The 24,376-nt window shown below is 65.2% G+C and carries 25 protein-coding genes; 10 read left to right on the top strand and 15 right to left on the bottom strand.

The features are described 5' to 3' along the window. The first annotated feature begins 26 nt into the window (after positions 1-26). Entirely contained in the window at positions 27-1,154 is a 1,128-nt protein-coding gene (locus tag DM806_RS19450; protein WP_179044807.1) for a serine hydrolase domain-containing protein, read from the top strand. Here the strand turns inward: DM806_RS19450 and DM806_RS19445 are convergent. From DM806_RS19445 to DM806_RS19410, 8 genes are all read right to left on the bottom strand, one after another. Continuing rightward, positions 1,151-1,936: a PhzF family phenazine biosynthesis protein gene (locus DM806_RS19445; protein WP_179044838.1), complete on the bottom strand. Its 786-nt coding sequence runs from the start codon at positions 1,934-1,936 to the stop codon at positions 1,151-1,153. The genes DM806_RS19450 and DM806_RS19445 overlap by 4 nt on opposite strands. 90 nt (positions 1,937-2,026) lie before the next feature. Further along, positions 2,027-3,808 (bottom strand): SLC13 family permease, encoded by a 1,782-nt coding sequence (locus DM806_RS19440; protein WP_179044806.1) that lies wholly within the window; start codon positions 3,806-3,808, stop codon positions 2,027-2,029. A gap of 301 nt (positions 3,809-4,109) precedes the next feature. Further along, entirely contained in the window at positions 4,110-5,195 is a 1,086-nt protein-coding gene (gene aroC, locus DM806_RS19435; protein ID WP_179044805.1) for a chorismate synthase, read from the bottom strand. Next, complete coding sequence (locus DM806_RS19430; protein WP_179044804.1) at positions 5,192-5,545, bottom strand: DUF2442 domain-containing protein; 354 nt, start codon at positions 5,543-5,545, stop codon at positions 5,192-5,194. Before DM806_RS19430 ends, aroC begins: the two co-directional genes overlap by 4 nt. Beyond that, positions 5,538-5,777 carry a DUF4160 domain-containing protein gene (locus DM806_RS19425; RefSeq protein WP_179044803.1) on the bottom strand — a complete coding sequence of 80 codons (240 nt, stop codon included), beginning with the start codon at positions 5,775-5,777 and terminating at the stop codon, positions 5,538-5,540. The genes DM806_RS19430 and DM806_RS19425 overlap by 8 nt, the downstream gene beginning before the upstream one ends. Positions 5,778-5,782: 5 nt before the next feature. Beyond that, a complete protein-coding gene (fabI, locus tag DM806_RS19420; protein WP_179044802.1) occupies positions 5,783-6,589 on the bottom strand; it encodes an enoyl-ACP reductase FabI in 807 nt (268 codons plus the stop codon). Then, the gene (locus DM806_RS19415; protein ID WP_179044801.1) at positions 6,586-7,551 is read right to left on the bottom strand and encodes a YihY/virulence factor BrkB family protein; all 966 of its coding nucleotides are present in this window, start codon (positions 7,549-7,551) and stop codon (positions 6,586-6,588) included. Before DM806_RS19415 ends, fabI begins: the two co-directional genes overlap by 4 nt. Before the next feature lie 15 nt (positions 7,552-7,566). Beyond that, positions 7,567-8,496 carry a DnaJ C-terminal domain-containing protein gene (locus DM806_RS19410; protein WP_179044800.1) on the bottom strand — a complete coding sequence of 310 codons (930 nt, stop codon included), beginning with the start codon at positions 8,494-8,496 and terminating at the stop codon, positions 7,567-7,569. A 150-nt stretch (positions 8,497-8,646) separates the two neighbouring features. Here DM806_RS19410 and pdxH point away from each other — a divergent pair, with 150 nt between their 5' ends. Beyond that, on the top strand, positions 8,647-9,222 hold the full coding sequence (gene pdxH, locus DM806_RS19405) for a pyridoxamine 5'-phosphate oxidase (protein ID WP_179044799.1): 576 nt from the start codon (positions 8,647-8,649) through the stop codon (positions 9,220-9,222). Between the two features lie 207 nt (positions 9,223-9,429). Further along, positions 9,430-10,761, top strand: coding sequence for a dicarboxylate/amino acid:cation symporter (locus DM806_RS19400; RefSeq protein ID WP_179044798.1), 1,332 nt, complete (start codon positions 9,430-9,432; stop codon positions 10,759-10,761). A 61-nt stretch (positions 10,762-10,822) separates the two neighbouring features. Here DM806_RS19400 and DM806_RS19395 read toward each other — a convergent pair whose 3' ends face one another. Then, the gene (locus DM806_RS19395; RefSeq protein ID WP_179044797.1) at positions 10,823-11,707 is read right to left on the bottom strand and encodes a bestrophin family protein; all 885 of its coding nucleotides are present in this window, start codon (positions 11,705-11,707) and stop codon (positions 10,823-10,825) included. Positions 11,708-11,875: 168 nt separating this feature from the next. Between DM806_RS19395 and DM806_RS19390 the strand changes: the two genes are divergently transcribed. Next, the gene (locus DM806_RS19390; RefSeq protein ID WP_179044796.1) at positions 11,876-13,186 is read left to right on the top strand and encodes a dicarboxylate/amino acid:cation symporter; all 1,311 of its coding nucleotides are present in this window, start codon (positions 11,876-11,878) and stop codon (positions 13,184-13,186) included. Continuing rightward, complete coding sequence (locus DM806_RS19385) at positions 13,183-13,803, top strand: Pr6Pr family membrane protein (protein ID WP_179044795.1); 621 nt, start codon at positions 13,183-13,185, stop codon at positions 13,801-13,803. The genes DM806_RS19390 and DM806_RS19385 overlap by 4 nt, the downstream gene beginning before the upstream one ends. On the opposite strand, the gene DM806_RS19380 is transcribed toward DM806_RS19385, so the two are convergent. The 3 genes from DM806_RS19380 to DM806_RS19370 form a co-directional block, all read right to left on the bottom strand. Beyond that, the gene (locus DM806_RS19380) at positions 13,766-14,335 is read right to left on the bottom strand and encodes an NADPH-dependent FMN reductase (RefSeq protein ID WP_179044794.1); all 570 of its coding nucleotides are present in this window, start codon (positions 14,333-14,335) and stop codon (positions 13,766-13,768) included. The genes DM806_RS19385 and DM806_RS19380 overlap by 38 nt on opposite strands. Before the next feature lie 61 nt (positions 14,336-14,396). Beyond that, positions 14,397-14,579: a hypothetical protein gene (locus tag DM806_RS19375; protein WP_179044793.1), complete on the bottom strand. Its 183-nt coding sequence runs from the start codon at positions 14,577-14,579 to the stop codon at positions 14,397-14,399. 4 nt (positions 14,580-14,583) lie between these two features. Beyond that, positions 14,584-15,873 carry an adenylosuccinate synthase gene (locus DM806_RS19370; protein WP_179044792.1) on the bottom strand — a complete coding sequence of 430 codons (1,290 nt, stop codon included), beginning with the start codon at positions 15,871-15,873 and terminating at the stop codon, positions 14,584-14,586. A gap of 202 nt (positions 15,874-16,075) precedes the next feature. Here DM806_RS19370 and DM806_RS19365 point away from each other — a divergent pair, with 202 nt between their 5' ends. Further along, positions 16,076-16,507 (top strand): DUF5990 family protein, encoded by a 432-nt coding sequence (locus DM806_RS19365; RefSeq protein WP_179044791.1) that lies wholly within the window; start codon positions 16,076-16,078, stop codon positions 16,505-16,507. A 7-nt stretch (positions 16,508-16,514) separates the two neighbouring features. Here DM806_RS19365 and DM806_RS19360 read toward each other — a convergent pair whose 3' ends face one another. The 3 genes from DM806_RS19360 to DM806_RS19350 all read right to left on the bottom strand — a co-directional run bounded on the left by DM806_RS19360 (position 16,515) and on the right by DM806_RS19350 (position 20,666). Next, a complete protein-coding gene (locus DM806_RS19360) occupies positions 16,515-17,645 on the bottom strand; it encodes an ATP phosphoribosyltransferase regulatory subunit (RefSeq protein ID WP_179044790.1) in 1,131 nt (376 codons plus the stop codon). Positions 17,646-17,798: 153 nt separating this feature from the next. After that, complete coding sequence (gene serA / locus DM806_RS19355) at positions 17,799-19,379, bottom strand: phosphoglycerate dehydrogenase (RefSeq protein WP_179044789.1); 1,581 nt, start codon at positions 19,377-19,379, stop codon at positions 17,799-17,801. Between the two features lie 126 nt (positions 19,380-19,505). Continuing rightward, a complete protein-coding gene (locus DM806_RS19350; protein WP_179044788.1) occupies positions 19,506-20,666 on the bottom strand; it encodes a phosphoserine transaminase in 1,161 nt (386 codons plus the stop codon). 161 nt (positions 20,667-20,827) lie between these two features. Here DM806_RS19350 and DM806_RS19345 point away from each other — a divergent pair, with 161 nt between their 5' ends. From DM806_RS19345 to dapD, 4 genes are all read left to right on the top strand, one after another. Next, positions 20,828-21,508 carry an extensin family protein gene (locus DM806_RS19345; RefSeq protein WP_179044787.1) on the top strand — a complete coding sequence of 227 codons (681 nt, stop codon included), beginning with the start codon at positions 20,828-20,830 and terminating at the stop codon, positions 21,506-21,508. 157 nt (positions 21,509-21,665) lie between these two features. Then, positions 21,666-22,541: an LOG family protein gene (locus DM806_RS19340; RefSeq protein ID WP_179044786.1), complete on the top strand. Its 876-nt coding sequence runs from the start codon at positions 21,666-21,668 to the stop codon at positions 22,539-22,541. A 121-nt stretch (positions 22,542-22,662) separates the two neighbouring features. Beyond that, positions 22,663-23,328, top strand: coding sequence for a pyrimidine 5'-nucleotidase (locus DM806_RS19335; protein WP_179044785.1), 666 nt, complete (start codon positions 22,663-22,665; stop codon positions 23,326-23,328). A 3-nt stretch (positions 23,329-23,331) separates the two neighbouring features. Next, entirely contained in the window at positions 23,332-24,171 is an 840-nt protein-coding gene (gene dapD, locus DM806_RS19330; protein ID WP_179044784.1) for a 2,3,4,5-tetrahydropyridine-2,6-dicarboxylate N-succinyltransferase, read from the top strand. Positions 24,172-24,376: the final 205 nt, after the last annotated feature.

Genomic DNA, 24,376 nt, shown 5'->3' with positions numbered 1-24,376 from the left:
ACGCCTCCATGTAAGGGCGCCGGCTTATGCAGATCGACAGCCGAATCGTAAAGCGCCTTGGGATGGGCGCCGGCATCGCCGCGCTCGTCGTGGCGGCGACGCTGGCCGGGCGCGCGGCGCAGCAGGGGCCGGAACCCGTCTACAGCGTCGCGTCCGACGCGGTGGTGGGCGAAAGCGCGCTGCGCGGGGCGATCGATCCGCTGTTCGACGATGACGGCATGGGCCAGACCCGCGCGCTGGTGGTGATGCGCGACGGCAAGGTGATCGCGGAACGCTATGCGCCCGGCTTCGGCCCGGACACGAAGCTGCTGTCCTGGTCGATCGCCAAGAGCGTGACGGCGGTGCTGGTGGGGCTGATGGTGGCCGACGGGCGGCTGGCGCTGGACGCGCCGGTGCCGGTGCAGGCGTGGAGCCAGCCGGGCGACCCGCGCGGGCGCATCACGCTGCGCCAGTTGCTGACGATGAGTTCGGGCCTCGACCATGTCGAGGACGGCGATCCCCTGCCCGATGGCGATACGGTGCGGATGCTGTTCGCCGACGGCGCGCAGGACATGGCGGCTTATGCCGAGGCCAAGCCGCTGGCCCATGCGCCGGGCGAGGAATTCGCCTATTCGACCGGCAGCAGCATGATCCTGTCCGACCTGATGACGCGGATGCTGACCAGCAGCCCGCATCCCGACGTGCGGCGGCGGGCGATGCAGATGTTCATCGACGGACGGCTGAAGGCGCCGGGCAAGCTGCCCAGCCTGACGCCGGAATATGACGCCAACGGCACGATGATCGGCGGCAGCATCGTGCACATGACCGTGCGCGACTATGGCCGGTTCGGCGACCTGCTGCGCCGCCGGGGACGGTCGCCCAGTGGGCACCAGATATTGCCGGAAAAGTGGATCGACCTGATGACCACGCCATCGCGCCGCAACCCGGCCTATGGGCTGCACATCTGGCTGAACCGCGACAGCAGCGAAAGCGCGCTGATGCCGGGGCAGGCGCCCGAGAGCCTGTTCGGCTGCGTCGGGCATAATGGGCAATATATCCTCATTTCCCCGTCGCAGCGGCTGACGGTGGTGCGGATCGGCATGTCGCCCGACAAGGACCAGCGCCGCGCGGTGCGCGGGGCGCTGGCGAAGCTGATGGGGCTGTTTCCGGGTTAGAGGAAGAAGCGTCCCTCGATCATGGTGCGGCAGGCGCCGGTCAGGATGACGCGATCGTCCGCGAGCGCGCAGCCCAGCCGGCCGCCACGGACCGAGGCCTGAAAGGCGCTGATCTGCGTCTTCCCCAGCCGCTCCGCCCAGAAGGGGGTGAGCAGGCAATGGGCCGAACCGGTGACGGGGTCTTCATCCACACCGCCGCCGGGCACGAAAACGCGGCTGACGATGTCGTTGTCCTCGCCCGGCGCGGTCGCGATCAGCATGATGTCGCCCAGCGCCTTGAGCGCCGCGAAATCGGGCGTCAGCGCCCGCACGGCCGCTTCGTCCGGGAACAGGAACAGGCTGTAGCCGCCGTCGCGCCAGTGCGATTCGAGCGGCTGCCCGCCCAGCCCGGCCGCCAGTTCGGGCAGCGCCTTGGGCGCCATGTCCCATGCGGGGAGTGACAGGGCATAGCCGTCGTCCTCGCGCGATACCGTCAGGATACCGGCATGGCGCGTGCGGAACCGGACCTGATCCCGCTCCATCAGCACATGGCCGCTCGCCAGCGTGGCATGGCCGCACAGCTTCACCTCCACGGCGGGGGTGAACCAGCGCAGTGCATAGTCCGCCTCCGGATCGTCTGGCGTCGGCACGGTGAAGGCGGTTTCGGAGAGGTTGTTTTCCTCCGCAATGGCCTGGAGCGTGGCGTCGTCGAGCCAGGCGTCGAGCGGCATCACGGCGGCGGGATTGCCGATGAAGGGCGCGTCGGCGAAGGCGTCGACCTGGGTGAAGGCCAAACTGAGCATCGAGTTGGTCATGACACTGTCCTTGTCGTTTCGCCCCTGATGCCGGGCGTGTAACGGGACGAACAGGGCCGACCTTGCCGGATTGGCCGTCTACCCCAGCATTACGATAGCACTGCATACCGCCAGCCCGACGACGATGTTGATCGGCACGCCGATGCGGACGAAATCGGCGAAGCGATAATCGCCCGCCGCATAGACCAGCGCGTTGGTCTGATAGCCGATCGGCGTCGCGAAACAGGCTGATGCGCCGATCATCAGCGCGATCACCAGCGGGCGGGCATCGACGCCCAACTGGTGCGCCAGCGCGATGGTGATGGGCGTCAGCAGCGCCGCCACCGCATTGTTGCTGAGCAGTTCGGATAGCAGCAGCGAGGCGAAATAGATGATGAAGACCAAGGTCCATTCGGGCGCGACCTCCATCATCGGGGTGATCCAGCCCACCATCAGCGCGACGCTGCCCGCCTGCTCCAGCGCCAGCCCCACCGCCAGCATGGCGAAGATCAGAATCAGCGTGTCGCCGTCGATCGCGCCCCAGGCTTCTTCCGGGTCGATGCAGCGGGTGACGAGGATGAGACCCACAGCGATCACGGCGGCAAGGCCGATGCCGACCACGTCGAACGCGGAGAGCAGCACCGCGCCCGCCATGGCGGCGATGGCGATCCACGCCTTGCGCGGGCGGAAGGCGCGGGTGCGGCTGACGTCGACGCCGATCAGGTGGGGATTGTCCTTGAGCGCGCGCATCGCGTCGTCGCCGCCCGCGACGAGCAGCCGGTCCGCGCCGCGTATCCGGGTTTCGGCCAGTTCCGGCCCCGGCATGTGGCGGGCGCGATGGATGCCGATGATGCGCACGCGCAGCGCATGGAGAAAGGGTATGTCGATCAGCCGCTCGCCGATGGACGGATGGCTCGGCGCGATCATCGCCTCGACCACCGTGCCGTCCTGCGCGCTGGTGCGCGAATCAGCGGCGACCCCGATCTCGAACCGGCCTGATTCGCGCAGCGTCATGATCGCCGCGCCATCCGCCCGCACGATCAGGCGGTCGCCCGAATGCAGTTCCTCCTGCGCCAGATCCCGACGCCGGATGTCGCCGCCCCGCTTCAGCCCCAGCAACTGGACCGAGCGGCCGAACAGGCCGGAGCTGCCGATCTCCCGCCCGATCGCTTCGCTGTCCTGCGGCACGATGAGTTCGGTGAGATAGTCCTGCACCGTGCTCCCTTCCTCTCCAGCTACGGAGGGCGGGTCGCTGGGCAGCAGGAAGGAGAAACAAAGCAGCGCAACGATGCCGGCTGCCGCGCCCGCCGCGCCATAGGGGGTGATGTCGAAAATGCCGAACGGCGCCATGCCCTGATCGGCGGCGATCCCCGCGACAACAAGGTTGGTGGAGGTGCCGACCAGCGTCAGGCAACCACCCAGCACCGCCACGACATTCATGGGGATAAGCAGCTTCTTGACCGGATAGCCGGTCGCCTGCGCCAGTTTGAACATGATCGGGATCAGCAGCACGACGACCGGCGTGTTGTTGAGGAAGGCCGAGAGCGCCAGCGTGCCAAGCGTGACTTCGGCCAGGGCGAGGCGCGGTCGCCGCTGCGCCCGCGTCATGATGAGGTCCGCGACCCGGCCGATCACGCCCGTGCGAACGAGCGCGCCCGACAGGACGAACATGGCGCCCACGGTCAGCGGCGCGCTGTTGGAGAAGACCGAGAACATCGCCTTTTCATCGAGCAGGCCCAGAACGCCATAGGCGCAGGCGCCCACCACGGCGATGACGGTCGGCGAATAGCGTTCGCGCACGAAGGCGACGAACATGCAGGCGAGGATGAGGAGGCCGATTTCCGCGCGATAGATGCCGAGCAGCGCGGTAATGAAATGCATAGGTCGTTGGCCCCCTGTTCGGTCGCGCGGTCGCGTCCCTGACGGAGGTGAAACGAAATGGGCCAGCCATGGTTGCATGGCTGGCCCGTGTCGCGGCGTTCAGGGGACGTTTTGACCGTCAATCCGCGCTTTTTAATCTTGGCGTTTTTCAGGAAAAACGCTTCGACGCGTGGTGACGCTCCCCAGGCTTACGCTCTGCCGCTCGCCCTCCCGCGGGCGATGGATGTCATCCTATCGTAACAGGAGCGAGTCGTCTCGCGAATAATGGCCGTTGGGCGTGGAGACGGAGCGGTTCAGCGCGTCAGTCGTCGGCGGGCCGCTCGCCGCACTGGGCGCGGTGAAGCAGCTTCTGGTCGGCCAGCACCAGCGCCATCATCGCCTCGACCACCGGGACGCCGCGAATGCCGACGCAGGGGTCGTGACGGCCCTTGGTGATGATGTCCGACGCCTCCCCTTCGCGCGTCACCGTCTCCACGGGAATCAGGATCGAGCTGGTCGGCTTGAAGGCGATACGGACCTTCATCGGCTGGCCGGTGGAGATGCCGCCCGCAATACCGCCCGCATGATTGGCGAGGAAGACAGGGCCGTCATTGCCGGGACGCATCGGGTCGGCATTCTGTTCGCCGCGCAGACGAGCGGCCGCGAAGCCGTCGCCGATTTCCACGCCCTTGACCGCATTGATGCTCATCATCGCGCTCGCCAGTTCGCTGTCGAGCTTGGCATAAAGCGGTGCGCCCCAGCCCGCCGGCACGCCCGACGCGACGCATTCGACCACCGCGCCCAGAGACGATCCATCCTTGCGCGCATCGTTTACCAGCGCTTCCCAGCGCTTCGCCGCTTCCGCGTCGGGGCAGAAGAAGGGATTCTGGCCGATCTGCGACGGATCGAAATTGGCAAGGTCGATGGCGTCGCCGCCAATCTCGCTGACATAGGCGAAGATATCGACTTCCGGGATCACCAGCCGCGCGACCGCGCCCGCCGCCACGCGGCTGGCGGTTTCGCGCGCGGAGGAACGCCCGCCGCCGCGATAGTCACGGAAGCCATATTTCGCGTCATAGGCATAGTCGGCATGGCCGGGGCGATAGGCCTTGGCGACGTCCGAATAATCCTTCGACCGCTGGTCGGTATTTTCGATCATCAGGCTGATCGGCGTACCGGTGGTCCGGCCTTCGAACACGCCCGACAGGATGCGCACCTCGTCCGCTTCGCGGCGCTGGGTGGTGAATTTGGACGTGCCCGGCTTGCGCAGGTCGAGCCATGGTTGGATGTCCGCCTCGCTCAACTCCAGCCCCGGAGGGCAACCGTCGACCATGGCGCCGATCGCCGGGCCATGGCTTTCGCCCCAGGTGCTGAACCGGAACACGCGACCGAAACTGTTGAAACTCATTCTGCTGCTTCGCTATCCCAATTAGAGCCGAAGCGCTGCGCCATATAGCGTGCGCTGCCGAAGCGGCCGGCAAGCAGCCCTTCCACCGTCAGGTCGGCATCCAGTTCTTCCCAATGCAGCCCGAAGCCTGCACCTGCGATTTCGACGGCCTCCAACTGTTCAGCCGTCGCTTTTTCCAGCCCCTGTCCCAGCGTAGCCGGGAAGGAGAATGTTGCGCCGCTGACCAGATCGATCACGACCTGCCCGGTGGAGCGATCGTAACGGGCAGCGCGCGCACGCGGCTTGATCGCGAGATCGCGGTCGCCGCGCCTCACCGCTTCATCAAACTGCGCCTGGGTCAGCTCACCCATGGATAGCGTTCCACCTTTCGATCAGATCGTCCCGCTTTTCTCGCACAATCTCCAAGGCGCGTCGACTCTCGCGCCGGTCGGCGCCGACGATCCTGACCACTTCCGGCGCCCCATCGCGCCCGATCAGCGCAATCTTGGTTTCGCCGTCGCCGAACACATGGACATGCGGCGGCGGATGGTCTTCGGTATAGATCACCACGCGCAGACTGGCTTCGCGCAGGACCGTCGGCACGCGCCTTATTTGTCGAGCGCGATGTCGGGCGCGTCTTCGGCCTTCATGCCGATGACGTTATAGCCCGCGTCGACATGGTGGATTTCGCCGGTCACGCCAGATGCCAGGTCCGACAGCAGATACAGGCCGGCGCCGCCGACATCCTCGATCGTCACGTTGCGGCGCAGCGGCGAGTTCAGTTCGTTCCACTTGAGGATATAGCGGAAGTCGCCGATGCCGCTGGCCGCCAGCGTCTTGATCGGGCCGGCGGAGATGGCGTTGACGCGGATATTTTCCGGGCCGAGGTCCATCGCCAGATATTTGACGCTGGTTTCCAGCGCTGCCTTGGCCACGCCCATGACGTTGTAATGGGGAATGACCTTTTCCGCGCCATAATAGCTGAGCGTCAGGATGCTGCCGCCATTGGGCATCAGTGCGCGTGCGCGCCTGGTGACGGCGACGAAGCTGTAGGCCGACACGTTCATGGTCAGCAGGAAATTGTCGAGGCTGGTGTCGACATAGAGGCCGCGCAGCTCATTCTTGTCGGAAAAGCCGATGGCGTGGACGACGAAGTCGAGCGTGCCCCAGCGCGCTTCGATCTCGGCGAAGGCGGCGTCGAGCTTGTCCATGTCGGTGACATCGCAGTCGATCAGGAAGTCCGACCCGACCTGCTCGGCCAGCGGCCGCACGCGCTTGGCCAGCGCATCGCCCTGATAGGAGAAGGCGAGTTCCGCGCCCTGTTCGTGCAGTTGTTTCGCAATGCCCCAGGCCAGCGACTTGTCGTTCGCCAGCCCCATGATCAGCCCGCGCTTCCCTGCCATCAAGCCTGTCATTGTATCGTTCCGTTCCCTTTGTCCTGCACGGCCCCGTTCGCTTCCTCTTCGGGGAATTCCGCCAGCGCCGCGTTCAATTCCGCGCCAATTACCACGCCAAGCCCGACGAGAAAGAAAAAAATGAGGGTGATCATCACGCCCGCCAGACTGCCATAGGTGCGGCCATAGCCGCCAAGCAGCGACAGGGTAGGCGGCAGCAGCATGGTCGTGCCATACCACCAGAAGGCCGTCGCCACCGCGCCCGGCCATTTGGGAAAGCGGCGATCCTTGTAGAGGGTCGGCGTCAGCGCGACGAACAGCGACCAGAGCGCGACGCAGGTAATCCCCATCGGCACCAGCTTCGCCGACGCGACCAGCGCGATCGCCTCATCCGCCCAGGGCAGGATCTGATGAAGAAACTGATCGACGCCGGTGATCGCGACCTGGAGCGAGAAGGCGAACATCACCGCGAACACGCTGGCCAGCGTGATGCCGATCGCGCCCAGCCGATAGCGCCAGAAGGGCTTGGTGCTTTTCGTGCCATAGGCGCGGCGGAGAATGTCGCGGATCGTCTCGATCAGACTGCCCACCGTCCATAGACCGACAAGCCCGCCAAGCCAGAGCAGTGGGCCGGACCGGGCGGTCAGTACGTCGCTGATCGGCTGGCGCACGACATCGGCGACCCCGCGCGGCACGGTGATGAGGAAAGCGTTGACCGCCTGCACGCCATCCTCGGTCCGGCCGAAGATGCTCGCCACCGCCGCCGCGACGATGAAGAAGGGGAAGAGCGTCATCAGCGACAGATAGGCGAGGTTCCCGGCATGGATGAAGCCGTCGCTATAAGTGCCGACGGCGACGCGCTTTATCACCTCGAAGACATGCGAACCCGGCCGGACCCGGTTCATCTGCCGATGAAAATGGGCGCGCGCCTCCTGCGCCATCTGGCGGCGCTGCTCGGGCGAGAGGGGCGAAGGCATCGGCATTCGCGCCCTAACGCATCAGACGCCCAGATGGGCGCGCACGGCCCGCTTGTCCTGCCAGCTGTCCACCAGCTGCTGGATCGCCGGATCGTCGGCGGGCACGTCGATCTGGAGCGTGACGAGCTGGTCGCCGCGCTGGCCGTCCTTGCCGGTAAAGCCCTTGCCGCGCAGGCGCAGCGTCTTGCCGGAGGTGGCGCCGACCGGCACGCCCAGCATGACCGGGCCGTCGACCGTGGGCACCTTGACCTTGCCCCCCTTCACCGCCTCGTCGAGGGTGATCGGCAGGTCGAGCAGGACATTGTCGCCGTCCCGTTTGAAATGGGGATGCGGCTTCACGTCGATGGTGACGATCGCGTCGCCCGCACCGCCCGGCCCCGCCTGCCCCTTGCCAGAAAGACGCATCTGCGTGCCGCTCTCGACGCCGGCGGGCAGCTTCAGGTCGATCGTCTTGCCGTCCTGCAGCGTGATGCGCTGCGGGCTGAGCGTCGCGGCGTCGACGAACTGGACGGCGAGCCGGTAATTGACGTTCGCGCCCTTTTGCGGCGGCGCCTGTCGCCCGAAGCCGCCAAAACCGGCACCACCTCCCGCACGGCGACCCGCACCACCGAACAGCCCCTCGAAAATATCGCCGAAATCGGTGCCGCCCGTGTCGAAGCCACCGCCGGGCTGGCCGCGAAAACCGCCGCCGCCACCCCCGCCGCCGCCAAAGCCGAAGGGCGCGGTCGGATTGCCCTCGCCATCGATCTCGCCCCGGTCGAAGCGGGCGCGCTTGTCCTTGTCGGACAGAAGATCATAGGCGTTGGTCGCGGCCGAGAATTTCTCCGCCGCCTTGGGATTATCCTTGTTCCGGTCGGGATGCAGTTCCTTGGCCAGCTTGCGATAGGCGGACTTGATCTCCGCCTCGCTGGCGCTGCGGGCTACGCCCAGAGTGGAATAAGGATCGGCCATTCATCTACCTGTTGCACAAAAGCATCACTTGCCGTCTATGTGGACGATGCGGCGCATACATTCAAGACAAGTATGGCAAGACAAGGATGGCGCGCGGGCGACGGGCCTCCCCGTATCGACACCCCTGCCCCCCTCGCCTAAAGACAGGGCATGACCGATCCCTTCGCCCTTTTCGACGAGTGGTACGCGCAGGCGCGCGAAACCGAATTGAATGACAGCAACGCCATGGCGCTGGCCACGGCCGACGCGCAGGGACGGCCGTCCGTGCGGATGGTGCTGCTGAAGGGGCATGGCCCGGACGGGTTTGTCTTCTACACCAATTTCGAGGGGCGCAAGGCCGGCGAACTGCTGGAAAATCCGCATGCCGCCCTGCTGCTCCACTGGAAGTCGCTGCGCCGCCAGATCCGCATCGAGGGTCCGGTCGGTCCGGTCGACGATGCCACTGCCGACGCCTATTTCGCGACACGCAGCCGCGACAGCCAGCTTGGCGCCTGGGCTTCCGACCAGTCGCGGCCGCTGCCGGACCGGCAGACCTTCATGGACCGGTTCGATGCCGTCAGCGCCCGGTTCGAGGACGGTCCGGTGCCCCGCCCGCCGCACTGGTCGGGCTTTCGCGTTACGCCTGAAAGGATCGAGTTCTGGCAGGATCGCGAGCATCGGCTGCATGAGCGCCGCCTGTTCGAGCGGACCGCGGACGGCTGGCGCGAAGGCCTGCTATATCCGTGACCTTGGCCGTGACCCTGGCCGTGACATTTGCCGTTACCACCGGCATGGACCCAAAAATCGGGGGCGGAAAGACCGTGCTGCTTCGTCTTTCCCCATGCGGCTGGGCATGCGCGCCGATTGCGAGCGGCCCATGCGCCTGTTAGGTGTCGCCTGACAGACGTAAAAATAAGGCAGGGGCGCGCCTGCGGGCGGCCTTAGAGGAATTTGATGCGAAACAGACTGACGGCCTTCATCCTCATCGGCATGGTCCTGGGGGTGCTAACCGGCTTCGTGGCCAATCTCTGGGTCGGGGGCGATCAGGCGCTGGCAAAGGATGTGGCAGGCTATTTCCACCTTCTGGCCGACATCTTCCTGCACCTCATAAAGATGATCATCGCGCCACTGGTCTTTTCCACGCTGGTGGCGGGCATTGCGCATATGGGCGACAGCGCGGCGCTGGGGCGGATCGGCGGGCGGGCGCTCGCCTGGTTCATCATCGCCAGCCTGATCTCGCTGACGCTGGGCCTGATCTTCGTCAATTTCTTCGAACCGGGCGCGGGCCTCAACCTGGTCCGGTCGGGCGCGGATTCGGGGGTGAACACCGAAGCGCTCAACTTCCGCGACTTCATCCTCCATGTCTTCCCGACATCGATGATCGGCGCGATGGCGGACAACCAGATCCTCCAGATCGTCGTCTTCTCGCTTTTCGTCGGCGTCGCGCTGACCGCCATCGGCGACAAGGGCAAGCCGATCATCACCGTCATCGAATCGATGGTCGAACTGATGCTGCAGGTCACGGGCTATGTGATGCGCGTCGCGCCCTTCGCGGTGTTCGGCGCGCTCGCCTCATCGGTGACGGTGCAGGGGCTGGGCGTGCTCAAAACCTATGGCGCGCTGGTCGGCGAATTCTACATCGCGCTCATCTGCCTGTGGGTGCTGCTGTTCGGCGCCGGTGCGATTTTCCTCGGCAAACGGATGTTCAAGCTGATCCGCTATGTCCGCGAACCGATCCTGATCGCCTTCTCGACCGCCTCGTCCGAAGCCGCCTACCCCAAGATGCTGGAACAGCTCGACCGTTTCGGCATTCCGCGCCGCATCTACAGCTTCGTGCTGCCGCTGGGCTACAGCTTCAATCTCGACGGGTCGATGATGTATTCGACCTTCGCGACCATCTTCATCGCCCAGGCCTATGGCATCGACCTGCCGATCGCGACGCAGATCACCATCCTGCTGGTCCTGATGGTCACGAGCAAGGGCATCGCCGCCGTGCCGCGCGCGTCGCTGGTCGTGGTGGCTGCGACGCTGGGCCAGTTCGACCTGCCGGTCGAGGGCATCGCCTTCATCCTGGCGGTCGACCATTTCATGGACATGGGCCGCACCGCCACCAACGTGCTGGGCAATGCGATCGCAACGTCGGTCATCACCAAGTGGGAGGGGATGCTGGAGGTCGAGGAGCCGATCGACGTGCCCCATCCCAAGGCGCCGGCGCATACGCCCGCCCATGGCCGCGCGGGACTGGAACTCGCGTCGGACATGGTCGAGGATGAGCGGAAGGGATAACGATCCTTCCCTCTGGAAACGAAAGACGCCTCCGTTCCCGATGAACGGAGGCGTTCTTGTTTTACCAGAGGATACCACGCACCGGCTGGATCGGCGGCGGCGCTTCGTCGCCGATCGACTGAAGCAGGTCGATCTCGATTGTGCGGCACATGGCGGTCAGCGGCACGTCATGCACGCTGTCGGCAAAGGGATCGGTAAGGTCGTCGCCGATCCGCAGCACCGCCATGAACATCAGGCCCGCGACCGTTGATCCGAGCGGTGTGGCAAAACCCAGCGATTCCACCAGCCCGATCGGCAGCAACACGCAGAACATGTGCGTGAACAGGGTCGGCAGGAAACGATATTGATAGGGCAAGGGCGTATTTTTGATGCGCTCCATCCCGCCCTGCGCATTGGCGATATCGACCAGCACCCGCTCCATCTGCGCCTGCTGGATGGTGTCGAGCCACCCTTCCTGCCGGGCGATGTCGATCCGGCGGCCGGTGCTGTCGAGCAGGCCGTTGGCCGGGTTGGCGCGGGCCAGGGCGTGGGCCTTGTCGCGTTCAGCCACGAACTTCGTCACTTCCTCGCCGATCGGCTGACGGCGCAATTGAAACCGCAGGGCGTTCACATAGGCGATCTGCCGCTTGATGATCTCCCGCTTCATCTCCTTCGCTTCCGGGTCCGGCAGGAAATTGCGGGTGGCGCGCGACAGGCTGCGCGATGCATTGATCATCGCGCCCCACAAGGTTCGCGCTTCCCACCAACGCTGATAGGCGCTGTTCGACCGGAAGCCCAGGAACAGCGCCAGCGCCGAACCGAAGATGGTGAGCGGCAGCGAGGGCGCCTTGAAGGGCAGGACATAATAGGTAATCGTGACGGCGCAGTCCCAGACGAACAGCACCGTCAGCGGCATCCAGACTTCGGACGCGATGCGGCGCATGCTCGGGACGGGATCGACGATCATGTACTTCTCCTGCTGGTCAACCGGCGCAACGCTTAAGGGTGCGGCTATGCTCCCTTGATGCCATAGCGAAACGAAATATTGCCGCAGTTGCAACCTGCGCAGCCATGGCACGTTGGACGACAATCAGGCGGGCGTGGGCGACCGGGAGTGGGCAAGCAGGAGACAGGGATGACCAGCGCACCGCCCGACGACGGTGAGAAAAAGGCCGCCCTGTCGCTCCAATGGCAAATGCTGGTCGGGTTCCTGACCGGACTGATCCTGGGCCTTATCGCCTATATGACCGCGCCGGATGCGCGCTGGGTCGATGCCGTCACCACCTATGTCACCGGGCCGATCGGGCAGGTCTTCCTGCGGCTGCTGTTCATGCTGGTCATTCCACTGCTGGTGTCGGCGCTGATCGTGGGCATTGCCGAGATGGGCGAGTTGCGGTCGCTGCGCCGGGTGGGGGTGCGGACCCTGATCTACACGCTGATCGTGTCGGGCATTGCCGTCGCCATCAGCCTGCTGCTGGTCAATCTGCTACGCCCCGGCGCCGGGGTCGATCCCGCCCAGGCGCAGGCATTGCTGGCCGACGCGGGACAGGGTGCAAAGGCGATCCTCGATCGTAGTGGCGAGACGCCATCGGGGATGGAGGCGCTGCTGAACATCATCCCGCAGAACATCATCCGCGCCATGGCGGACAATGACATATTGGCGGTGATGGTCTTCGCCCTCTTCTTCGGCATCGGACTGGTGCTGGTGCAGACAAAGGAATCGCGGCGGCTGCTTACCGCAATGGAGGGATTGTTCGAAGTGACGATGCGGCTGATGGGCATCGTCATCCGGATGGCGCCGATCGCCATCGCCTGCTTCATGTTCAACCTCGCCGCGCAGTTCGGCTGGGATCTGCTGATCCGCCTGTCGGCCTATGTCGGCGTGGTGCTGCTGGCATTGGCGCTCCAGATGTTCGGCGTCTATTCGCTGCTGATCGCCCTGCTGGCGCGGCGGTCGCCGCTGCGCTTCTTCGCGGCGGTGCAGGAGGCGAGCGTCATGGCCTTCGCCACGGCATCCTCCAACGCGACGCTGCCCACCGCTATCCGCGTGGCGGAGCAGAATCTGCACCTGCCGCGCCGCATTGCCCGCTTCGTCCTGACTATCGGCGCGACCGCCAACCAGAACGGCACGGCGATGTTCGAGGGGATCACGGTGATCTTCCTCGCGCAATTCTTCGGCGTCGACCTGACGCTGAGCCAGCAATTGATGGTGATGCTGGTGTGCATATTGGGCGGGGTCGGAACGGCGGGCGTGCCGGCCGGGTCGCTGCCGGTCGTCGCGATGATATTGGGCATGGTCGGCGTGCCGCCCGAAGGCATCGGACTGGTGCTGGGGGTCGATCGCTTCCTCGACATGTGCCGCACATCGCTTAACGTCACCGGTGATCTGGTGGCCGCGACCGTGATAGCGGCGGGCGAAGATGGGCGGGAAGGGGCCACCGAATGAATGGAGAACGTATCGGCGCAGCGATCATCGCACTGGTGAGCATGGCGGGGCTGCTGGTGCAGTTCGACGCCACGCTGGCGCAGACCGGATCGATCGGCGAAACGCTCTGGACCCTGATCCGTTTCTTCACCGTCCTCGCCAATATTCTCGTCACCCTCACCCTTGGGGCGGTTGCGCTTGGCCAGCGCGTGTCGCCCCGGATGGTCGGCGGCATGCTGCTGTCTATCCTGCTGGTCGGCATCATCTACGGCCTGTTGCTGCGCGGCCTGCTATCGCTCAGCGGCGGCGCGCTGCTGGCCGATACGCTGCTGCACAAAGTCACGCCGCTGCTGGTGCCGCTCTGGTGGCTGGCCTTCGCGCGCAAGGGGATGCTGGGTAGGCGCGATCCCTGGGTCTGGGCGATCTTTCCGGCCGCCTATCTGCCCTACGCCCTGCTGCGCGGAATGATGGAGGGACACTATGCCTATCCCTTCATCAATGTCGCCAGGCTCGGCATCGGGCAGGTCGCGATCAACGCGCTGCTGATCGCGACCGGCTTCGTGATGGCGGGCTATCTATTGGTGTGGATCGACGGCTGGTTCAGCGGGCGGCTTTCGCAGCCTCGGCCCACCAGATGAGATTCTTCGCGAAACCGGCAAAGCCGCGCTCCAGCGCCGCGCCGCCCTCGCCCTGTAGCTGGGCCTGCTCGTCCAGCGTCTGGCCGATCTGGCCGACGCTGAGGCGTTCCGGCACGACGGCCATGCCCATGGCCGACAGCGTCACCGTCCAGTCGGCATGGCTGTTCACTCCGGCAAAGCGCCCCATCGAATAGCTGGCGATGGCGGCGGGGCGGCGGTCGAACTCCCTGAGATAATGATCGACCAGATTCTTGAGACCCGGCTGCATACCGCGATTATATTCGCCCGCGACGAAGACGAACGCATCGGCGACGGTCAGCCTTTCGGCCAGCCAGGCCATGGCCGCAGGCGCTTCCCCGGGTGGATAGTCGCTGTAGCGCAGATCCAGCATCGGCAGGCCGATCGCCTGCGCGTCGACCAGTTCGGCCTTGTGGCCCAGCTCCTCGAAGCCCCGGATCAGATAATCGGCAAGCCGGATGCCGAGCCGTCCACGACGATAGGAGCCGTAGAGGACGAGGATGTCGAGCGCCATGCGATGCCTTCCCTGTTGCTGTGGGAAGGCTTGTCGCACCGGCGCCCGGCAACGTCCACTCTTACCGCAGCTTGGCGATATTCAGCCCGTCCTGCTTGGCACGGGCCTTGGTCGATTCCTCGCTGCGGGTGAGCGCCTTGGCGATGGCCTTCAGCGCCATGCCCTTCTTGGCCAGCGTGTGCAGCTTCTGAATCTCATCCTGGGTCCAGGGCTGCTTATGCCGCTCGAAGCGATCGCCTGCCATTACATCAATCCGCGAAGGGATCGCGGACGAGGATGGTGTCGTCGCGTTCCGGGCTTGTGGACACGAGCGTGACCGGGCAGCCAATCAGTTCCTCGATGCGGCGGATATATTTGATCGCCTGCGCCGGGAGGTCGGCCCAGCTTCGCGCGCCGGCGGTGGTGTCGCTCCAGCCGTCGATCGACTCATAGATGGGTTCGGCCTTCGCCTGATCCTGCGCATGGGCGGGGAGATAGTCGAACGTCTGGTCGCCGATCTTGTAGCCGACGCAGATTTGCAGTTCCTCGAAGCCGTCGAGCACGTCCAGCTTGGTCAGTGCGATGCCGGTGACGCCCGACACGGCAACCGACTGGCGCACCAGCACGGCGTCGAACCAGCCGCAGCGGCGCTTGCGCCCGGTGACGGTGCCGAATTCATGGCCGCGCTCGCCAAGGCGCTGGCCGATGTCGTTTTCCTGCTCGCTGGGGAAGGGTCCGGAGCCGACGCGCGTGGTGTAGGCCTTGACGATGCCCAGCACGAACCCCGCTGCATTGGGACCAAGGCCGGTGCCGCTCGCCGCCGTACCCGCCACCGTGTTGGAGGAGGTGACGAAGGGATAGGTGCCATGGTCGATGTCGAGCAGCGTGCCCTGCGCACCCTCGAACAGGATGCGCTGTCCGGCGGCCTTCGCCTTGTTCAGCGTCAGCCAGACAGGCTTGACGAAGGGCAGGATGAACGCAGCGATCTCGGTGAGGTCCGCCATCAACTGGGCGCGATCGATCGGCTTTTCATTGAAGCCAGCACGAAGAGCTTCGTGATGGGCGGTCAGGCGGTCGATCTGGAGGTCGAGATCGTCCAGATGAGCGAGGTCGCAGACGCGGATGGCGCGACGGCCGACCTTGTCCTCATAGGCGGGGCCGATGCCGCGACGGGTGGTGCCGATCTTGCCAGCGCCTGATGCGTCTTCGCGCAGGCCATCGAGGTCGCGGTGGAAGGGCAGGATCAGCGGGCAGGTTTCGGCGATCTGGAGATTGGCGGGGTTGATGTCGACCCCCTGCCCCTTCAGCTTCGCGACCTCGTCACGGAAATGCCAGGGGTCCAGCACCACGCCGTTGCCGATCACCGACAGCGTGCCGCGCACGATGCCCGAGGGCAGCAACGACAGCTTATAGACCTTTTCACCCACCACCAGCGTGTGGCCGGCATTATGGCCGCCCTGAAAACGGGCGACGACGTCGGCGCGTTCCGACAGCCAGTCGACGATCTTGCCCTTGCCTTCGTCGCCCCACTGAGCGCCGATCACGGTAACATTTGCCATGGATACAGTCCTCCGCCCGCCGCGCGGACCGGCCATGCCCTTCGACGGGACTCGGCATGCCGGTAGGATAGAGTGGACGTCCCGACATAGGTTCGGGCGGCGTCCTGTGCGGGGCGCGCGTTACCCCCGCGCACGCGGCACGTCAAGGCGCATGAGGCGGGTGCAACCTTTCCTGCAGCAGCCATGCACGATACAGAAACCCATGGCGAAGGCAGATCAGACCGACATCGGATTGCGGATCATCATCGAGCAGCCCTTTGTCGGCGTGCTCCACAGCCTTCAGGAGAAGGACGATCGGCCGCTCGACCCGAAAGCCTCCCGCTCCGGCGAGCCGCTGCTGTTCGACCTGTCGATCCGCGTCGCGCCGGGGCCGAAATTTTTCGGCGATCAGGTGCGTCGCGAAGGCCCGGTGCGGCGCTTCATCTATATTCGCGTCGGCCAGTCTGCTGGCGATCCGTCATCGCCATGGTCGCGCCGGATGAAGATCGACATTCATGACATTGACGAGCCGCTGCTGGCGCGCGCGATCGAGACGCGGGGCGTCATCGAAATCGTCGTGAACGGCACCGGCAAGAACGGAACGCCCGCCTGCGCCACGGCGCCCGCGATCCGTCGCCGACTGGCAGAAAGCTGACCCCGATTCAGTAGGCGCGCGGTTCGCTGCCCTCGAGCCAGTGCGAGCAGCGCTGGGCCGCGCCATCCTCACCTTCCGCCAGCGCCGCGACCGTGTGCCAGCCTTCCGCGCGCAATTCGGCGGCGCGGGCGGCGTCATGGTCGAGCGGCAGGAACAGGCGCCGGGGCGCTTCGCCGCCGAACCCAGCGTCGATCAGCGGGTCTGGATAGAGGGAGAAGCCCATGGCCGGCTCATCGGCGCCGTCGGCGCGGGCGATAGCATAGCTGCCGCCGCGGCCGATTTCGCCGATAAAGCCTTCGGCGAAGATGGAGAAACCGAACCAGTTCTGGAATTCGAAGCCGTGCCGCTCGGTCGGATCGAGCGTCAGGGTGATGTCCCAGCCGATCGGCTTCGCGATCGCGCGCAGACCCGCGATGCGGCTGTCGATCGCGCCGCCGATGCTGGCGCTGAACGCTTCCAGCCGCTCCATCGCGGCGTGGAAGGGACCGGTCGCCTCGATCAGCGGCAGATAGGCGGCCGCCTGCGGACCGATCGCGGCCAGCGCGCCGGCATCCTTGGCGTCCAGTTCGGTGCGTACGGCTTCGACCTCATTGGGCGCGAGCGGCAGCGGGCCGGCGGCCAGCATGTCGATCAGGTCGGGCAAGGTGAAGTCGATAGTGATGCCGGTGACGCCGGCGGCCTGCAACGCCTCGATCGCGATATTAACGATCTCGACCGCGGCGGCCGTGCTGTCGCTGCCGATCAGTTCGGCGCCAAGCTGCATCTTCTCGCGCTCGGGGCGGATCTGGCTCGCCTTCTGGCGGATCACCGGGCCGGCATAGGACAGGCGCAGCGGACGCGGCGCAGCGCGCAGGCGGGTAGCGGCGATGCGGCCGACCTGCGCGGTCATGTCCGGGCGGAAGGCGAGGCTGCGCTGGGAAACGGGATCGACCGCGCGGACCAGATCCTGCGCGCGCATCGATTTGAGGCGCTGGGTCAGCGTATCCTCGAACTCCGCCAGCGGCGGCATGACCCGTTCATAGCCATGAGTTGCGACCGTATCCAGCACGCGGCGCGCGAGGCGCGCGGAGGCTTCGGCCTGCGGCGGCAGGCGGTCGGAGAGGCCCTCCGGGAGAAGACTTGGCGGGATCATGCTCATGTCTGGCCCTTTAGCGGATAATGCCACATTATCCAGCCTCCGTTCGTCCTGAGTAGCCATTGAGCTTGCCGAAATGGCGTATCGAAGGATGCTTCGATACGGGACTTCGACTTCGCTCAGTCCCTACTCAGCACGAACGGAGTGTGTCAGAGCTTATGCGAAGCGCAGCAGCTTGACCGTCTTCACGCCGGTCAACTGGCCCAGATCAGCGCGCAGGCCCTCGGCCACGGTGCCGTCGACCGACAGCAGCAGCACGGCTTCGCCGCCTTGGTCGCGGCGACCGAGGTGGAAGGTGCCGATATTGACCTGCGCCTCACCCAGCGTCGACCCCAGGCGGCCGATGAAGCCCGGCGCGTCCTGGTTGACGATGTAGAGCATCTGGCCGTCGAGATCCGCTTCGACCTTGATGCCGAACAGTTCGACCAGACGCGGCTGGGCATGGCCGAACAGCGTGCCCGCAACCGACTTGTCGCCGTTCGCGGTGGTGACGGTGACGCGGACGAGGGTCTGATAGTCGCCTTCGCGGTCGTGACGCACTTCGCGCACGTCGAGGCCGCGTTCCTTCGCCAGGAAGGGCGCGTTGACCATGTTCACCGTGTCCGAATAGACGCGCATCAGGCCAGCCAGCACCGCTGCGGTGATCGGCTTCTGGTTGAGTTCGGCGGCATGGCCCTCGACCTCGACCGCCACGCCGGTGATCTGGTCGCCTTCCAGCTGGCCGACCAGGCTGCCCAGCTTTTCAGCCAGCGCCATATAGGGCTTGAGCTTCGGCGCTTCCTCGGCGCTGAGCGACGGCACGTTCAGCGCATTGGTGATGCCGCCGTCGAGCAGATAGTCGCTGAGCTGTTCGGCGACCTGGAGCGCGACGTTCACCTGCGCTTCGTCGGTCGACGCGCCCAGATGCGGGGTGCAGATGAAGTTCGGCGTGCCGAACAGCGGCGATTCCTTCGCCGGTTCCTGCACGAACACGTCGAGCGCGGCGCCCGCGACATGGCCCGAATCCATCGCTTCCTTGAGAGCCGCTTCGTCGATCAGCCCGCCACGCGCGCAGTTGACGATGCGCACGCCCTTCTTGGTCTTGGCCAGATTTTCCTTCGACAGGATGTTGCGGGTCTGGTCGGTCAGCGGCGTGTGCAGCGTGATGAAGTCGGCCTTCGCCAGCAGCGTGTCGAGATCGGCCTTTTCCACGCCCATTTCGACTGCGCGTTCCGGCGTCAGGAAGGGGTCGAAGGCGACGACCTTCATCTTGAGGCCCAGCGCGCGGCTGGCGACGATCGAGCCGATATTGCCCGCGCCGATCAGGCCCAGCACCTTGCCGGTGACTTCCACGCCCATGAAGCCGTTCTTCGGCCACAGGCCCTGCTGCGTCTGGGCATTGGCTTCGGGCAACTGGCGGGCCAGCGCGAACATCAACGCGATGGCATGTTCGGCGGTGGTGATCGAGTTGCCGAACGGCGTGTTCATGACGATCACGCCCTTGGCCGAGGCATAGGGGATGTCGACATTGTCGACGCCGATGCCGGCGCGGCCGATGACCTTGAGGTTGGTGGCGGCGTCGAGGATCGCCTTCGTCACCTTGGTCGAGCTGCGGATGGCGAGGCCGTCATAGTCGCCGATGATGGCGATCAGTTCTTCGGGGGTCTTGCCGGTGATTTCGTCGACTTCGACGCCACGCTCACGGAAGATCGCGGCGGCGCGGGGGTCCATTTTGTCGGAAATGAGGACTTTGGGCATGACGAATTGCCTTTCTTGCAATTCGTCATCCTGACGAAAGTCAGGATCTCAGGCGGCGAAGTCGTACCTAGAGGCCTGAGATCCCAGCTTTCGCTGGGATGACGGGAATATAAAGGGAGAGGTTAGTTAAGCAGCCTTCACGGTCGCATAGGCCCAGTCGAGCCACGGGCCGAGCGCTTCGATATCGGCGGTTTCGACGGTCGCGCCGCACCAGATGCGCAGGCCCGCCGGGGCGTCGCGATAGCCCGCGACGTCATAGGCGGCGCCTTCCTTTTCGAGCAGGCCGGCGAAGGCCTTGATGAAGGCTTCGTCCGCACCCTCGACGGTGAGGCAGACGCTGGTGGTCGAGCGGGTCGCTTCGTCGGTGGCGAGATGGCCGAGCCAGTCGCGATCTTCCACGATCTTGTTCAGCGCGGCGGCATTGGCGTTGCTGCGCGCGATCAGGCCGTTGAGGCCGCCCAGCGACTTGCCCCATTCCAGCGCGAAGATCGCGTCCTCGACGGCCAGCATCGAGGGGGTGTTGATGGTTTCGCCCTTGAACACGCCTTCGGCCAGCTTGCCCTTCGCCATCAGGCGGAACACCTTGGGCAGCGGCCAGGCCGGGGTGTGGGTTTCCAGACGCTCCACGGCGCGGGGGCCGAGGATCAGCACGCCATGGCCGCCCTCGCCGCCCAGCACCTTCTGCCAGGAGAAGGTGGCGACGTCGATCTTGGTCCAGTCGATCTCATAGGCGAAGACCGCGCTGGTTGCGTCGGCGAAGGTCAGGCCTTCGCGATCCGCCGGAATCCAGTCGGCGTTCGGCACGCGCACGCCCGACGTCGTGCCGTTCCAGGTGAACAGCACGTCGTTGCTGAAATCGACCGTGGAAAGGTCAGGCAGCTGGCCATAGTCGGCGCGGATGACGGTGGGATCGAGCTTCAGCTGCTTGGCCGCGTCCGTCACCCAGCCTTCGCCGAAGCTTTCCCAGGCGAGCGTCGTCACCGGGCGGGCGCCCAGCATCGTCCACATCGCCATTTCGAAGGCGCCGGTGTCGGAACCGGGCACGATGCCGATGCGGTGGGTGTCGGGCAGGTTCAGCAGCTCGCGCATCAGGTCGATGCTGTAGGCGAGGCGGGTCTTGCCGATCTTGGCGCGGTGCGAGCGGCCGAGCGACTCAGTGGCCAGCTTGGCGGCGTCCCAGCCCGGAGGCTTGGCGCAGGGACCGGAAGAGAAAAAGGGGCGGGCCGGACGGCTGGCGGGCTTTTCAGCAGGCGCAATGGTGGCGTCAACGGCAGTCAAATCAGTCATGTAATGCTTCTCCTTACAGAGAGCACGCGCGGCGTTGGGACCGCGTGGCCCGTCGGCCGCCCTAAAGAGATCGGGGGAAGAGTCAAGCCGAATGTCGGAATGCGACGAATGGTTGGCGCCGTTAACCCACCGTCTTGCTTGCAGTGGTAAATGGTCGATTCATGGAAGAGCGGGCGAAGGGCACGCTGCGCACTATGGCCACGGCCATGGTGCTGGCGGGCACGATCACATTGGCGGGATGCAGCGGCGACCTGGTGCCGCGCGGCAAGGCGCCGCGCGCATCGAAGCCGGTCCGCGCGCCCGCCCAGCCCGCCATGGAAACCCGGCAATGTTTTGCCAGGCTGGAATCCCAGTCCGTGTCCTTCACCCCCCTGCCCGACCAGAATTTCGGTGGCGGATGCAGTGCGATCGGCAGCGTCAAGCTGCTCGATATCGGCGTGCCCGCGACGGGGCTGGGCGCGATGACCTGCAACCTCGCCGCCAATTTCGCGGCCTGGGCGCGCTATGGCGTGCAGCCCGCCGCGCGGCTGGTGCTGGGGGCGGAGGTCGAGAAGATCGAGACGTTCGGCACCTATAATTGCCGGCCGATCGCGGGCAGCGGCAAGCTGAGCGAACATGCCCACAGCAATGCGATCGACGTGTCCGCCTTCGTCCTGTCCGATGGGCGGCGAATCAGCATCCAGAAGGACTGGCACGGCGACAGGCAGACCCGCCAGTTTCTGAGCCTGATCCATGCCAGCGCCTGCAAGCGGTTTAACACCGTCCTCAGCCCCGACTATAATGCCGCACACCACGACCATTTCCATTTCGACATGGGGGGCAAGGGGGGCTTCTGCCGCTGAATGATTATGTCGTCCGACGGACTTGGATTTGTCACCGCTGCGCACTAGCTTATTCTGCTCAGATTGAATCAGAATAAGCTCTGTTTTCTTTTGTTTTCCGTGATTTCCGAGCCGTGAAATGTTCCATTTCACTCGAAATCACTCTACGTTGGTGCAAATGACAAGAAAAGAAATCGAAGAACGCAAATTCCGTCCAGCCCGCGAAGAGGCCCATGACGCCCGCAAACAGATCGATACGCCGCAGACGCAGAGCGCGGCCTACAAGCTGGCCTTCCAGGACAATGAATTCCTGCTGCGCGAGGATCTGCGGCCGGTTCGCTTCCAGCTGGAATTGCTCAAGCCCCAATTGCTGATGGACGAGGCGAAGATCGAATCGACCTTCGTCTTCTACGGGTCCGCCCGCATTCCCGAACCGGATCAGGTGCAGGCACGGATCGACGCCGCCGCCACCCCTGAGCAGAAGCGCGTCGCCGAAAATCTGGGCAAGAAGGCGCGCTATTATGAGGAAGCGCGCAAGCTGGCGCGGATCGCGGCCGAATATCCGGTGAATGCGGCGGGTTGCCGTCACTTCGTCGTTTGCTCGGGCGGCGGTCCGTCGATCATGGAAGCGGCCAATCGCGGCGCGGTGGATGTCGGCCAGACCACCATCGGCATGAACATCGTGCTGCCGCATGAGCAGGCGCCCAACCGTTTCGTCACACCCGAGCTGAGCTTCCAGTTCCACTATTTCGCGCTGCGCAAGATGCATTTCCTGCTGCGCGCCCGCGCGCTGGCGGTCTTCCCCGGCGGCTTCGGCACGTTCGACGAGATGTTCGAACTGCTGACGCTGATCCAGACCGGCAAGATGAAGCCGATCCCGATCCTGCTCTACGGCAAGGAATTCTGGACCCGCGTCGTCGATTTCGAAGCGCTGGCCGACGAAGGCGTGATCTCGCCGACTGACCTCAACCTGCTGACCTGGGTCGAGACGGCTGAGGAAGGCTGGGCGGCGGTGCAGGCCTTCTATCAGGATAGCGAAGCGCCCGGCTGCTGATCGCTTCCCTCCGGTTCGGGCGTGCCGGGCACAGGCCATATGGCACGCTCGAAACGAACGGATATTGCGCGAATGCCCCTCTGCGCTTGCCCTTCCATCCGCAGGGGATTAGGGCGCGGCCATGCGCGCGGATATGGCCCATGTCGACACCTGGATCTTCGATCTGGACAATACGCTCTACCCGGCGAAGGCGGACCTGTTCGCGCTGATCGACGTGAAGATGGGCGAATATATCCAGGGCCTGCTGGGCTGCGACCCGGTGATCGCGCGCCAGACGCAGAAGCGCTATTTCATGGAGCATGGCACGACCCTGTCGGGCCTGATGCACCATCATGGCATCGAGCCGCGCGCCTTCCTCGACTATGTCCATGACATCTCGATGGACCGGCTGGAAGTCGACCACGACCTCAACAATCGCATCGCCGCGCTGCCGGGCCGCCGCCTGATCTTCACCAACGGCGACGCTGCCTATGCCGGACGCGTACTCGACAAACTGGGCCTCACCGGCGCGTTCGAGCTGATCCACGACATTCACGCCTGCCAATATGTGCCCAAGCCCGACCCGTCGGGCTATGCCGAACTGTGCCGCGTGCATAGCATCGATCCGACCCGCGCCGCCTTTTTCGAGGACATGGCCCGCAATCTGAAGCCCGCCAAGGCGATCGGCATGACCACCATCTGGGTCAATAACGGGTCCGAAGCGGGCGACCATGACCATCATCCCGATTTCATCGATTTCGAAACCGACCATCTGACGCCATTCCTGGCCGACATCATTGGGGACTGAACCATGAGCCAAGACCTGATCGCCACCATCGACGCCGCGTGGGAAGACCGCGCCAACGTCAATCTCCAGACCCAGGGCGACGTCCGCCAGGCGGTCGACAAGGCGCTGGCGCTGCTCGACAAGGGCGAACTGCGCGTCGCCGAGCCGACCGCTGACGGCTGGCAGGTCAACCAGTGGGCGAAGAAGGCCGTGCTGCTGTCGTTCCGCCTCAACGACAATGCCATGATCGACAATGGCCCGGGCGCGGGCCACTGGTGGGACAAGGTGCCGAGTAAGTTCGCCGGCTGGGACGAGGCCGCCTTCCGCGCCGCCGGCTTCCGCGCTGTGCCGGGCAGCTTCGCCCGCGCCGGCAGCCATATCGCCAAGAACGTCATCCTGATGCCGAGCTTCGTCAACATCGGCGCGTTCGTCGATGAAGGCACGATGGTCGACACCTGGGTGACGGTCGGCAGCTGCGCCCAGATCGGCAAGAATGTCCATCTGTCGGGCGGCGTCGGCATCGGCGGCGTGCTGGAGCCGCTCCAGGCCGATCCGGTCATCATCGAGGATGACTGCTTCATCGGCGCGCGCTCCGAAGTCGTGGAAGGCGTGCGCATCGGCAAGGGTTCGGTGCTGTCGATGGGCGTGTTCATCGGCATGTCGACCAAGATCGTCGACCGCGCCACGGGCGAAGTCTTCATTGGCGAAGTGCCGCCCTATTCGGTGGTCGTCCCCGGATCGCTGCCCGGCAAGCCGCTGCCCGACGGCACGCCCGGCCCCAGCCTCTATTGCGCCGTGATCGTGAAGCGCGTCGATGCGCAGACCCGGTCCAAGACCGGCATCAACGAACTGCTGCGCGACTGAGGCGACGCATCCGTTCGCTTCGAGCGAGTCGAGAAGCGTTCGCGCTGCCTGTGCCTCGACATGCTCGACACGAACGGAAAATGAAAGGGGAGCTTGGGGCGGACATTTCTGCCCCAAGCCCCGCATGTCAGCATTGTTGCAGGCGCTGCAATGCGCCGACGCATCGTGAAATTCCCTCGCGACAATAAAGCGCCATCCCGCCTCC

This window comes from Sphingobium lactosutens (assembly GCF_013393185.1).
In the GTDB taxonomy this organism is placed as follows: Bacteria; Pseudomonadota; Alphaproteobacteria; order Sphingomonadales; family Sphingomonadaceae; genus Sphingobium; species Sphingobium lactosutens_A.
The sequence above is the reverse complement of the archived record's forward strand: the minus strand, read 5'-3'. Positions and strand labels throughout refer to the sequence as shown.

Excerpts from the sequence above, each read along its gene's own strand:
- DM806_RS19390 (WP_179044796.1), top strand. The coding sequence starts at position 11,876 with ATGACCAGCGCACCGCCCGACGACGGTGAGAAAAAGGCCGCCCTGTCG.
- serA (WP_179044789.1), bottom strand. The coding sequence starts at position 19,379 with ATGCCCAAAGTCCTCATTTCCGACAAAATGGACCCCCGCGCCGCCGCG.
- DM806_RS19340 (WP_179044786.1), top strand. The coding sequence starts at position 21,666 with ATGACAAGAAAAGAAATCGAAGAACGCAAATTCCGTCCAGCCCGCGAA.
- DM806_RS19345 (WP_179044787.1), top strand. The coding sequence starts at position 20,828 with ATGGAAGAGCGGGCGAAGGGCACGCTGCGCACTATGGCCACGGCCATG.
- pdxH (WP_179044799.1), top strand. The coding sequence starts at position 8,647 with ATGACCGATCCCTTCGCCCTTTTCGACGAGTGGTACGCGCAGGCGCGC.
- DM806_RS19350 (WP_179044788.1), bottom strand. The coding sequence starts at position 20,666 with ATGACTGATTTGACTGCCGTTGACGCCACCATTGCGCCTGCTGAAAAG.
- fabI (WP_179044802.1), bottom strand. The coding sequence starts at position 6,589 with ATGACAGGCTTGATGGCAGGGAAGCGCGGGCTGATCATGGGGCTGGCG.
- DM806_RS19445 (WP_179044838.1), bottom strand. The coding sequence starts at position 1,936 with ATGCTCAGTTTGGCCTTCACCCAGGTCGACGCCTTCGCCGACGCGCCC.
- DM806_RS19410 (WP_179044800.1), bottom strand. The coding sequence starts at position 8,496 with ATGGCCGATCCTTATTCCACTCTGGGCGTAGCCCGCAGCGCCAGCGAG.
- DM806_RS19380 (WP_179044794.1), bottom strand. The coding sequence starts at position 14,335 with ATGGCGCTCGACATCCTCGTCCTCTACGGCTCCTATCGTCGTGGACGG.
- DM806_RS19360 (WP_179044790.1), bottom strand. The coding sequence starts at position 17,645 with ATGAGCATGATCCCGCCAAGTCTTCTCCCGGAGGGCCTCTCCGACCGC.
- DM806_RS19440 (WP_179044806.1), bottom strand. The coding sequence starts at position 3,808 with ATGCATTTCATTACCGCGCTGCTCGGCATCTATCGCGCGGAAATCGGC.
- DM806_RS19395 (WP_179044797.1), bottom strand. The coding sequence starts at position 11,707 with ATGATCGTCGATCCCGTCCCGAGCATGCGCCGCATCGCGTCCGAAGTC.
- DM806_RS19375 (WP_179044793.1), bottom strand. The coding sequence starts at position 14,579 with ATGGCAGGCGATCGCTTCGAGCGGCATAAGCAGCCCTGGACCCAGGAT.
- DM806_RS19385 (WP_179044795.1), top strand. The coding sequence starts at position 13,183 with ATGAATGGAGAACGTATCGGCGCAGCGATCATCGCACTGGTGAGCATG.
- DM806_RS19450 (WP_179044807.1), top strand. The coding sequence starts at position 27 with ATGCAGATCGACAGCCGAATCGTAAAGCGCCTTGGGATGGGCGCCGGC.
- DM806_RS19400 (WP_179044798.1), top strand. The coding sequence starts at position 9,430 with ATGCGAAACAGACTGACGGCCTTCATCCTCATCGGCATGGTCCTGGGG.
- DM806_RS19430 (WP_179044804.1), bottom strand. The coding sequence starts at position 5,545 with ATGGGTGAGCTGACCCAGGCGCAGTTTGATGAAGCGGTGAGGCGCGGC.
- DM806_RS19365 (WP_179044791.1), top strand. The coding sequence starts at position 16,076 with ATGGCGAAGGCAGATCAGACCGACATCGGATTGCGGATCATCATCGAG.
- DM806_RS19415 (WP_179044801.1), bottom strand. The coding sequence starts at position 7,551 with ATGCCGATGCCTTCGCCCCTCTCGCCCGAGCAGCGCCGCCAGATGGCG.
- aroC (WP_179044805.1), bottom strand. The coding sequence starts at position 5,195 with ATGAGTTTCAACAGTTTCGGTCGCGTGTTCCGGTTCAGCACCTGGGGC.
- DM806_RS19335 (WP_179044785.1), top strand. The coding sequence starts at position 22,663 with ATGCGCGCGGATATGGCCCATGTCGACACCTGGATCTTCGATCTGGAC.
- DM806_RS19370 (WP_179044792.1), bottom strand. The coding sequence starts at position 15,873 with ATGGCAAATGTTACCGTGATCGGCGCTCAGTGGGGCGACGAAGGCAAG.
- dapD (WP_179044784.1), top strand. The coding sequence starts at position 23,332 with ATGAGCCAAGACCTGATCGCCACCATCGACGCCGCGTGGGAAGACCGC.